This is a genomic window from Flavicella sp. (genome assembly GCF_029238425.1).
Classification (GTDB): domain Bacteria; phylum Bacteroidota; class Bacteroidia; order Flavobacteriales; family Flavobacteriaceae; genus Flavicella.
Window position 1 is genome coordinate 1 of sequence record NZ_JAQWGB010000037.1, and the last position, 9,004, is coordinate 9,004.

General features: G+C 33.0%; 10 protein-coding genes and 1 pseudogene. 10 read left to right on the top strand and 1 reads right to left on the bottom strand.

The window, feature by feature from the left end:
• Positions 1-161: 161 nt before the first annotated feature.
• The 4 genes from P8H68_RS02530 to P8H68_RS02545 are packed head-to-tail and all read left to right on the top strand — an operon-like array spanning position 162 to position 1,848.
• Positions 162-1,022 (top strand): SPFH domain-containing protein, encoded by an 861-nt coding sequence (locus P8H68_RS02530; protein ID WP_300321207.1) that lies wholly within the window; start codon positions 162-164, stop codon positions 1,020-1,022.
• A 9-nt stretch (positions 1,023-1,031) separates the two neighbouring features.
• Positions 1,032-1,190, top strand: coding sequence for a DUF4177 domain-containing protein (locus tag P8H68_RS02535; RefSeq protein WP_300321210.1), 159 nt, complete (start codon positions 1,032-1,034; stop codon positions 1,188-1,190).
• Positions 1,191-1,192: 2 nt separating this feature from the next.
• On the top strand, positions 1,193-1,681 hold the full coding sequence (locus P8H68_RS02540) for a hypothetical protein (protein ID WP_300321212.1): 489 nt from the start codon (positions 1,193-1,195) through the stop codon (positions 1,679-1,681).
• A gap of 2 nt (positions 1,682-1,683) precedes the next feature.
• Complete coding sequence (locus P8H68_RS02545) at positions 1,684-1,848, top strand: Arc family DNA-binding protein (protein WP_300321213.1); 165 nt, start codon at positions 1,684-1,686, stop codon at positions 1,846-1,848.
• Between the two features lie 17 nt (positions 1,849-1,865).
• Here the strand turns inward: P8H68_RS02545 and msrA are convergent, their stop codons facing one another.
• A complete protein-coding gene (gene msrA / locus P8H68_RS02550; RefSeq protein WP_300321215.1) occupies positions 1,866-2,486 on the bottom strand; it encodes a peptide-methionine (S)-S-oxide reductase MsrA in 621 nt (206 codons plus the stop codon).
• 189 nt (positions 2,487-2,675) lie between these two features.
• Between msrA and dnaX the strand changes: the two are divergent.
• From dnaX to P8H68_RS02580, 6 genes and pseudogenes are all read left to right on the top strand, one after another.
• Positions 2,676-4,366: pseudogene (dnaX, locus tag P8H68_RS02555) on the top strand (DNA polymerase III subunit gamma/tau).
• Positions 4,367-4,423: 57 nt separating this feature from the next.
• Positions 4,424-5,266 carry a universal stress protein gene (locus P8H68_RS02560; RefSeq protein ID WP_300321217.1) on the top strand — a complete coding sequence of 281 codons (843 nt, stop codon included), beginning with the start codon at positions 4,424-4,426 and terminating at the stop codon, positions 5,264-5,266.
• 3 nt (positions 5,267-5,269) lie between these two features.
• Complete coding sequence (locus tag P8H68_RS02565; RefSeq protein WP_300321219.1) at positions 5,270-7,471, top strand: SulP family inorganic anion transporter; 2,202 nt, start codon at positions 5,270-5,272, stop codon at positions 7,469-7,471.
• A gap of 2 nt (positions 7,472-7,473) precedes the next feature.
• The gene (locus P8H68_RS02570) at positions 7,474-8,016 is read left to right on the top strand and encodes a pyridoxamine 5'-phosphate oxidase family protein (RefSeq protein ID WP_300321222.1); all 543 of its coding nucleotides are present in this window, start codon (positions 7,474-7,476) and stop codon (positions 8,014-8,016) included.
• A gap of 3 nt (positions 8,017-8,019) precedes the next feature.
• A complete protein-coding gene (locus P8H68_RS02575) occupies positions 8,020-8,601 on the top strand; it encodes a tRNA-(ms[2]io[6]A)-hydroxylase (RefSeq protein WP_300321225.1) in 582 nt (193 codons plus the stop codon).
• Between the two features lie 5 nt (positions 8,602-8,606).
• Positions 8,607-9,004: DUF2400 family protein (locus P8H68_RS02580; RefSeq protein ID WP_300321227.1), on the top strand; the 398-nt coding region annotated here is incomplete at its 3' end.

Genomic DNA, 9,004 nt, shown 5'->3' on the forward strand with positions numbered 1-9,004 from the left:
ATAAGATACGAATATCAAGCCAAAAAATAAATTACGCCAAATCGTCATGAAGACAATAATTTTCCGGTTAAAAAAAATAAATTCCGATAAACACTTGCAAATCAAAGGAATTTGTTTTTATATTTGTGATATCATTTTGATATCACTTTAAATCTTTTACTATGAACGAAGAAAAAACAATCAAACTTCTCAATGGGTATTTTATGTTAGTACTCATCTTTTTATTATTTTTTGGTGGAATTTCACTATCCATCACAAAAGAAACCGGAGCGTACGTTCCACTATCAGTTATAGGTTTCTTTTTGGCATTTGGTCTTGTATTGGTCAATCCAAACAGCTCCAAAGTACTTTTACTTTTTGGTAAATATATTGGAACCGTAAAAACCAATGGTCTTTATTGGGCAAATCCATTTTACAAAAAAAAGAAAATCTCTTTAAGAGCGAGTAATTTTGACAGTGAGCGTTTGAAAGTGAATGACAAACTAGGAAACCCTATTATGATTAGCACCATTTTAGTTTGGCGTGTTACCGATACCTATAAAGCAGCCTTTGATGTAGATAATTATGAAAATTTTGTCCGTGTCCAAACCGATGCAGCCGTTAGAAAGCTTGCGAGCATGTACCCTTATGATAATTTTGCAGATGAAGGAGTTGCGGAAGACATTACGTTACGCTCAAGTGTGAATGAAGTCAGCGAAGCACTGGAAAAAGAAATTGAAGAAAGATTAGCTATCGCAGGTATTGAGGTTTTAGAGGCAAGAATAGGTTATTTGGCCTATGCTCAAGAAATCGCAAATGCTATGTTAAAAAGACAACAAGCAACTGCAATTGTAGCAGCGAGATATAAAATTGTTGAAGGAGCTGTAAGCATGGTAGAAATGGCTTTAGAAGAACTTAATAAAAAAGATATTGTGGAGTTAGATGAAGAAAGAAAAGCTGCCATGGTTAGTAACTTGATGGTTATTTTATGTGGTGACAAAGAAGCTTCACCCGTTTTAAACACAGGAACCTTAAATCATTAATAATTCACTATGAAGGAATATAAAGTAATCAATTGGAAAATGGGTTTTTCAAACAACAATGAAAAACTTGAAGACGTGCTAAATGAATATGGACGAGCTGGATGGGAAGCAAGACATATTTCTGAAAGTTCTACAAGAATAGTATTTGAAAGAGAAAAAAACCGATAGAAATGAGAGTATTTGTAGAAGAACAACGATTTAAACAAAAATGGCTAATTACACTACTCGCTGTCAGTAGTTTGGGGCCTTTGTTTTTGGTAACGCATATTTTTCTGAATAAAAACGGAATGAATATATATGAGTATCTCGTAACTTTGTCCATAATTATTGCTTCTGCATGCTTGATATTTCTATTCAAACTATCAACAAGAATTGATGAAAAAGGAATTCATTATAAATTTTTCCCTTTTCATTTTAGTAATAAAACCATTTTATGGGATCAAATAAAAACGGCAGAAGTAAGAACTTATAATGCATTCACTGAATTTGGAGGATATGGCATGAAAGGTGGAAGGTTTTGGAAAAAAATAAATGGTACTGCTTTTAATATATCTGGGAACAAGGGGATCCAATTACTTCTAAACAACGGCAAAAAGATATTAATAGGAACCCAATTAGAGGAAAAAGCCAAAGAGGTAGTACTGCGATATAAAAAATAAATATGGCTAAAAAGAAAGCATTTGCATTACGCATTAACGAAGACATGATTAAGGCCATTGAAAAATGGGCTTCTGATGAATTTCGATCTACCAATGGGCAGATTGAATGGATGCTCATGCAAAGCCTTAAAGAACATAAAAGAGAACCGAAAAAAAAAGAGGAGTAATTTTTACTCCTCTTTTTTTATTTTAACAATTCTGGATACGCTTTTTTAAATCGATTCAACCTAGGAATAGACACATTTCTTACATATCCATTATTCGGATTTAATTTTTCAAAATCTTGATGATAATCCTCAGCCTCATAAAATTTTTCAAAAGCCTTAATCTCAGTAATCATTTTATTTCTGTACACCTCTTTATTCAAAGCATCAAACATCGTTGTCGCTATTAATTTTTCATTAGAGTTTTGATAAAATATAATACTCCTATAAGGCGAACCAAAATCAGGATTTTGTCCAAATGTTGTAGGGTCTTGACTACCAAAATACACTTCAACCAAACTTTCGTAACTCACAATTTTTGGATTGTAATAAACGGCAACTGTTTCTGCATGCCCTGTTTTCCCTGTTCCGGTTGATTTATAAGTTGGGTTTTTAGTATGACCTCCTGAATAACCTGAAACAGCCTCTTCTACTCCACGCACACTTTCGTAAATAGCTTCCACACACCAAAAACAACCACTTGCAAAATAGGCCACTTTTAATTCTCCCTTTTTTACTTTTTTCTCATAGTTCTGAGCTTCTAAAGAATTAAAAACAAAAAACATGGCTACCAATGCCATCACAAATTTTTTATTCAACATAATCTATATTTATTTTGATCCTACAAGATTTAGTACGCAGGTATTCTGTTTAATTACAAGCAATATTAATTTTTTTTTGAATAACTAGTTCATATTCATCTGAAAAAAAACTTTTTATTCTAGCAATCATTTTTTTGTTGCTTATCGCTATCTGAATCGCTACATTTGTCATTCAATTTTAATCACTCTATGGAACAATTTATAGTATCTGCTCGTAAGTATCGTCCTCAAATATTTGAAGACGTTGTTGGCCAACAAGCCATTACGAACACTTTGGAGAATGCTATAAAAAACAACCATTTAGCTCAAGCTTTATTGTTTACAGGTCCTAGAGGGGTTGGAAAAACTAGTTGTGCTAGAATTCTGGCTAAAAAGATCAATGATGAAGATGGTTCTCACGAGGATGAAGATTTTGCTTTCAATATTTTCGAATTGGATGCAGCTTCTAACAACTCGGTAGATGATATTCGATCTTTAACGGACCAAGTTCGTATCCCCCCTCAAACAGGAAAATATAAAGTCTATATTATTGATGAGGTGCATATGTTGTCTCAAGCTGCCTTTAACGCTTTTCTTAAAACTTTAGAGGAGCCACCAGCGCACGCCATTTTTATTTTGGCAACCACGGAGAAACATAAAATAATTCCTACAATTCTTTCACGATGTCAGATATTTGATTTTAAAAGAATTGGTGTTTTAGATGCCAAATTGCACTTAAAGAAAATTGCTGAGCAAGAAGGAATAACAGCGGATGACGACGCTTTGCATATCATTGCTCAAAAAGCAGATGGAGCGATGCGTGATGCCTTGTCCATTTTTGATAGAGTCATTAGTTTTTCAGGAAAAAATTTAACTAGAGAAGCCGTAACAGAAAATTTAAACGTCTTGGATTATGATGTTTATTTTAAAACGACGGATTTAGTTTTAAAAAACAACATCCCACAGGTGTTAGTGGAATTCAATACTGTTTTAAGTAAAGGATTTGAAGGACATCATTTTATAAACGGATTGGCGTCTCACTTTAGAGATTTATTGGTTGCAAAGGATGCAGAAACCATACCTCTATTAGAAGTTGGAGATATTGCTAAAAAAAGGTATTTAGAACAAGCAAGTGCAGCATCTTTACCATTTTTGTTACAGGCAATAGAAAAGGCTAACGATTGTGATTTAAAATATAAAACCAGTAAAAATCAACGCTTATTAGTTGAATTGACTCTGATGCAAATTGCTTCTATAACCTTCGAGGCAGAAAAAAAAAAAGCAGTAACTACATAATTCCAGCTTCTTTTTTTAAATCTCAATTGGTTGAAGAAAAAATTCAAACCATAAAAAAAGAGATTCCTAAAGAAAAATCACTTCCAGAAACACCTTTAAAAACAGTTGCTCCTCCAAAACCAGCTCCTCGTATGAGAACTGGAAAAAGAAGAACTTCTGCCCTGTCCTTAAAAAGTTTGACAGAAAAAGTGGAAGCGGTAGAAATCACCCCAGAAACTGAAATTGACAGAGATACGTTGCCTAAAACTCCTTTCTCTGAAGGAAAACTGGTCAACCTATGGTCGGAATACGCACAGCAATTAATTAAGAGAGGAGATAAAAGTTTGGCTTCTATTCTAATGGCCTCCAAACCTACATTGTCAGAATTTCATATTCAATATACACTTCCAAACCAACTAATGGCGGAACAATTGGAGCGTTTAAGACCGCGTCTGTTAAAATACCTAAGGGATTCCTTAAATAATTTCAGTGTAGATTTAACCGTCAAAATTGAAGTTTCTGAAGTGAAAAAATTTGTGTACACTCCTCAAGAAAAATACGAAAAACTGCAAGAATTGAATCCTACGATTGATTTACTTCGAAATTTATTTGGTCTTGATATTTAATATCAGTTAATTGCATCTTTTTTTTAATATATTGCCAACCTAATTAACTCCATCTACGTGCATTCATTTGATAAAATTTTAATAGGTATTGCATTTTCTCCTAATATAATCGCCAACATACATGAAGCCGTTCGATTGGCCAATATGTTCAACTCAGAATTGGTATGCGTACATGTAGGTGAAAAAACTCCAGAAAAAGAAGCACAACTCGAAGAAATATTCGAAAAAGCTCCTGATTTACATTCAAAAAAAACATTGGTTTTTCAAACAGGAAATCCCGTAGATGTAATCTTAGAAACCTGCAACACTCAAAATATTGATTTGTTAATTCTAGGTGCGTTACAGAAAGAAAATATTTATAAATATTATGTTGGTTCGATTGCGCGTATTCTGACTAGAAAAGCTCCTTGTTCCGTACTTTTATTGATAAAACATTCTGTAGAAAGAGTTCCTTGTAAGCACATCGTAGTAAACGGTTTACAAGATCCAAGAACAGAGGAAACTATACAAACTTCATTTTATGTTTCACAAGGATTGTCTTGTCCAAAAATTACTATTGTAGAAGAGGTAACACAACAAGAAATCCACGCTAAAGCAAGTGACGATGTTTCTTTGCGTAAAATGAAAATAGAAAAAGAACGTATTTCTAATAGAGAAGAAATGCGTGTGAAAGATATACTTACCCACATACCTGAAGAAAACAAAAACGGTATTTCCATTAAAACCCAAAGTATTTTCGGAAAAAGAGGATACTCAATAGGACATTATGCTCGTGTAGTTAGAGCGGATTTATTAATTATGAATGCTCCCAACAAAACAACTATTTTGGATAGATTGTTTCCGCATGATATGGAGTATATCTTATCTGAACTTCCTACGGATGTTCTCATTGTAAAATAACATATGGTACAAAAAGAATCTGCCCTCAAAAGTTTTATTTCAACAATCCCTAAAAATATATTTGCCGGTTTTGTAGTATCACTCATCGCTTTACCACTTGGCTTAGGTTTGGCAATTGCCTCTGAAGCTCCTCCTGTTGCAGGGATTATTTCTTCAGTAGTTGGTGGTGTATTAGTAGCAATACTAGGAGGATCTAACGTAACCATTACTGGGCCAGGAAATGGTTTGGTAGTCGTGTTACTTGGTGCTATCACTACTTTAGCTGGTGGAGATTTACATCAAGGTTATTTATTTACGCTCGCTGCCATCGTTTTTGCAGGTGTTTTAATGCTCATCCTTGGTTTTTTAAGAATGGGGAGTTTGAGCGATTTCTTTCCTTCTTCTGCAATACAAGGAATGCTGGCAGCCATTGGTATTGGTATTTTAGCCAAACAGTTTCATGTAATGTTTGGATATATCACCATCAAAGGATCTACTATAGAGTTGTTATATGAAATTCCATTTACGGTATATCATTTCTTTGTTGATACCCACAACAATTATATCGCTGGTATAGAAGGTATCATGAGTTTGTTTATCATGGTTTTCTATTCTAAAATTAGAAATAGATATTTTCAATTGATCCCTGCTCCGATGTGGATTGTGATGCTTGCCGTTGGATTGGCATATCATTATGAATATTTTTTGCAACAAGAATATCCAGTTGATAAAAGTTTATTGATCAACATCCCGGACAATATTGTACAAAGTTTGGCTTTTCCTGATTTCTCAAATATCTTTAGTATCAAGTTTATCAATGTGGTTTTAGCCATTACCTTGATCTCAAGCATTGAATCCTTATTAAGTATCAAAGCCGTTGATAAATTAGATCCACAAAGAAGACGATCTAATATCAATAAAGATTTAAAAGCATTGGGTATTGCTACAACCATTAGTGGTTTTTTAGGAGGTTTGAACGTGGTAACTGTAATTGCAAGAAGTTCTGTAGCGGCAAACAATGGAGCTACAAACCGTTCGGGTAACTTTTTTCATGCATTTTTTCTTGTCATTTTTATTTTACTATTTCAAGACCAACTTTGTAAAATACCACTACCCGCTTTATCCGCAATTTTAGTATATACTGGATTTAAATTAGCGAATCCTAGCAATATTGCCAAGGTATTTAAAATTGGAGGTGAGCAGTTAATTATTTTTATGACTACTTTGCTAGCCACGATTTTCTTTAACTTAATTATTGGAATTTTTAGCGGTATTTTTATTACGTTCATCATTCATGTAATTTTAAATAAAAACTTTACCTTATTTACTAGAAACTTATTAAAACCTAATGTTTTAATGTACAAAGAGGATGACGAAAAAAACAATTATTATGTAAGTGTTGTCAACTTCTGTACTTTTTTAAACTACTCTAAGTTAAAGGCGAAACTTGATCAGATTCCAGAAAATGAAGATGTTATTTTAGATTTTTCTAGATGTAGTTTTGTAGATCATACTGTCATGGAAAACGTAAATGACTATATCAATACCTTTACTTCTAAGGGAGGGCATTTTGAGGTCATTGGATTGGATTTACACGGTTCTCATTCCGAGCATCCCTTTGCCTTGCGTAGGATTAGTGCAACCAAAAGACTTGCTTCTAAAAACCTTACCAAAAGGCAAAAGGCGATCAAAAATATTTCTGAAGCTTTTCATTATAACTATCGTGCTATTCAAAAGAAACCATTTCTATTTTTAGAAAATTATGGTTTTTTCAAATCCAAAAATATAAGCCGAATCAAAAATGTACTTTCAAATAAAGATACTGCTGTTTTTGATGTAATTTATACCGAAGGTGAGTTTATTGCGAAGCAAGTGGTAAGAAGTACCATGATGCATATCAAAGTAAATAGAGATATTCCTAGTTTTATACTTGACAGGGATGGATTGTTTGAATACATTTACCATCTGGCAGGATATGAGGATATTAGAATAAAAAATCATCAAGATTTCTCTAAACGATTCTATCTTTCTGGGAATGAGACAAAAGCTATAGAAGAACTTTTTAATGATGAGTTGGTTTTGTTTTTTGAAAGTAATACCTATTATCATATTGAAGCTTCTAAAAATGGATTATTAATTGTGTATAAAGAAAGATTGGCATCAGTAAAAGAAATCAAAGCTATGACTGATTTTGGTGTCCGTTTGCAAAAAATCATAAATCAATAATTATGGGAAAGAAACAAAAAGAATTAAACGAAGGGATTGTTTCATTTATTGAAGCTCAAAAATTATTTTTTGTAGCGACTGCTGCCCCTACGGGAACTATTAATATTTCTCCAAAGGGAATGGACTCTTTTAGAGTTTTAAATAACAATAAAATCATTTGGTTGAATGTAACAGGTAGCGGAAATGAAACCGCAGCTCATTTATTACAAGACAACAGAATGACTATTATGTTTACCGCATTTGAAGGAAAACCAAATATTCTAAGACTTTATGGAAAAGCAAAAATTTTCCATGAGAGAGATACTGAATTCACTGAGTATATTTCACTTTTCCCTCCCTTGGCAGGAGCCAGACAAATTATCGAATTAGATATTGAAGCCGTTCAAGAATCATGCGGTATGGCGGTACCTTTTTATGATTTTAAAGAAGAAAGAACACACCTTAATGATTGGGCTTCAAAGCAAGGAGAAGAAAAAATCAAACAATATCAATTAGAAAAAAACACTGTCAGTTTTGATGGTTTTGAAACTAAGTTAACAGAATAGAACATGTTAGGATTAAAATTACCAACAGACCCAAGATGGGTTAATATCGCAGAAAAAAATATTGATGAAATCTTAATTGATCACGCACATTGTGAGCAAAAGGCTGCTTCAACAGCCATTTCATTGATTGTTAGTTTTCCTGAATACACAGATCTTGTGCAAGAAATGATCGCTTTGGTAAAAGAAGAAATGAGTCATTTTAAGCTTGTTCTAGATAAGTTAGTTGCAAAAGGTGTAACCTTAGGGAGAGACCGTAAAGATTTATATGTTGTTGAACTATTAAAATTTTTCCCAAAAGGAGGTTCTAGAACAGATCAATTGGTACATAGATTGTTATACGCAGCCTTAATCGAAGCACGTAGTTGTGAACGTTTTAGACTTTTATCGGAAAATCTTGAAGACAAGGAATTGGCCAAGTTTTATAGAGATTTGATGGTTTCAGAAGCAAATCACTATACACTATTTTTACAGTTTGCTAGAAATTATGGTGACCTAAAACAGGTAAATGAAAAATGGGATGCTTTGTTAGAATACGAAGCCAACATCATGAAAAACTTAGGTACAAAAGAATCTATACACGGATAATAAGTATGAATTTTCTGGAATTAAAAGAATTTTTAGATGCCAAGGTCATTGAATATAATACATTGGAATTTATTGATTCTGACCCTGTACAGATTCCACATCTTTACACTCAAAAAGAAGATATAGAAATAGCCGGCTTTTTGGCAGCCACAATAGCATGGGGAAAACGTGAAATGATCATTAAAAACAGTCATAAAATGATGGATTTCTTAGGAAATTCGCCCTATGACTTTATTTTAAATCATACGGAAGATGATTTATCAAAATTTGAGCATTTTGTTCACCGAACTTACAATTTAGAAGATTTTAAGTTTTTTATTCGTTCCTTAAAAAATATCTATACAAATCACAATGGATTGGAAGGAGTTTTCACCAAAAACCAATCTAAAGAATCTTTGCAACC

Excerpts from the sequence above, each read along its gene's own strand:
- P8H68_RS02530 (WP_300321207.1), top strand. The coding sequence starts at position 162 with ATGAACGAAGAAAAAACAATCAAACTTCTCAATGGGTATTTTATGTTA.
- P8H68_RS02535 (WP_300321210.1), top strand. The coding sequence starts at position 1,032 with ATGAAGGAATATAAAGTAATCAATTGGAAAATGGGTTTTTCAAACAAC.
- P8H68_RS02540 (WP_300321212.1), top strand. The coding sequence starts at position 1,193 with ATGAGAGTATTTGTAGAAGAACAACGATTTAAACAAAAATGGCTAATT.
- P8H68_RS02545 (WP_300321213.1), top strand. The coding sequence starts at position 1,684 with ATGGCTAAAAAGAAAGCATTTGCATTACGCATTAACGAAGACATGATT.
- msrA (WP_300321215.1), bottom strand. The coding sequence starts at position 2,486 with ATGTTGAATAAAAAATTTGTGATGGCATTGGTAGCCATGTTTTTTGTT.
- P8H68_RS02565 (WP_300321219.1), top strand. The coding sequence starts at position 5,270 with ATGGTACAAAAAGAATCTGCCCTCAAAAGTTTTATTTCAACAATCCCT.
- P8H68_RS02570 (WP_300321222.1), top strand. The coding sequence starts at position 7,474 with ATGGGAAAGAAACAAAAAGAATTAAACGAAGGGATTGTTTCATTTATT.
- P8H68_RS02575 (WP_300321225.1), top strand. The coding sequence starts at position 8,020 with ATGTTAGGATTAAAATTACCAACAGACCCAAGATGGGTTAATATCGCA.